Source organism: Kitasatospora sp. NPDC050463, from assembly GCF_040655255.1.
In the GTDB taxonomy this organism is placed as follows: Bacteria; Actinomycetota; Actinomycetes; order Streptomycetales; family Streptomycetaceae; genus Kitasatospora.
Genome location: NZ_JBFAJO010000240.1, coordinates 1 through 1050, shown reverse-complemented (window position 1 = coordinate 1050; position 1050 = coordinate 1). Strand labels below are relative to the sequence as shown.

1 protein-coding gene is annotated in these 1050 nt (G+C 66.7%); it reads right to left on the bottom strand.

Annotated features, from left to right (window positions below; genetic code table 11):
- Positions 1–1050 (bottom strand): IS630 family transposase (locus AB0J08_RS41765; RefSeq protein WP_360645484.1); only part of this gene is annotated, 1050 nt, incomplete at its 5' end.

The following is a 1050-nucleotide window of genomic DNA, read 5'->3' as shown; positions in this document are numbered from 1 at the left end:
CTAGTGTCCTGCGCCGGAGATCCGTCGGCAGAAGCGGGCGAGGGAGTCGAGGATCTCATCGGCGGTCTTGGTCCAGGTGAACGGCTTGGGGTCCTCGTTCCAGGTCTTGATCCAGGTGCGAATGTCGCGTTCGAGGGCCTGGACGTTCTTGTGGGCGCCGCGTCGGATCATCTGGTCGGTGAGGAAGCCGAACCAGCGCTCCACCTGGTTGATCCACGAGGACCCGGTCGGAGTGAAGTGCATGTGGAACCTGGGATGCTGCGCCAGCCAGGTGCGAATGGCCGGGGTCTTGTGGGTGCCGTAGTTGTCGCAGATCAGGTGGATGTCGAGGCCCTCGGGAACCTCGCGGTCGATCTTGATGAGGAACTTCTTGAACTCCGCCGCCCGGTGCCGGCGGTGCAGTGAGGTGATGACCTTTCCGCTGCTGGTGTCGAACGCGGCGAACAGGGTGGTCAAGCCGTTGCGCACGTAGTCGTGGGTCCGGCGCTCGGGCATGCCCGGCATCATGGGCAGGACCGGCTGGGAGCGGTCGAGGGCCTGGATCTGCGACTTCTCGTCCACCGACAGCACCACCGCGCCTTCGGGCGGGTCGAAGTACAGGCCGATCACGTCGTGGACCTTCTCGATGAAGAATGGGTCGGTGGAGAGTTTGAAGGTGTCGGCCAGATGGGGCTTGAGCTGGAACTTCCGCCAGATCCGTCCGACGGTCGACTTCGAGAGGCCGCTACGGGCGGCCATCGAGCTCCGGGACCAGTGTGTCGCGTTCTTCGGGATCTCCTCCAGCGTCGCCACGACGACCGCCTCGATCTCGTCCACCGCGATCGTGGGCGGACGGCCCGGCCGGGGTTCGTCCACCAGGCCCTCCAGCCCCTCGGCGAGGAACCGCCGACGCCACTTGCGGACCGTGTCCGCCGTGATGCCCAACTCCCTTGCCACACCGACGATCGACGGGACTTCCAGACCGTCGCACGCCAACACGATCCGGGCCCGCAGAGCCAGCGCCTGGGCGGACGAGGCTCTGCGGGCCCACCGCGTCAGCGCAGCCCGCTC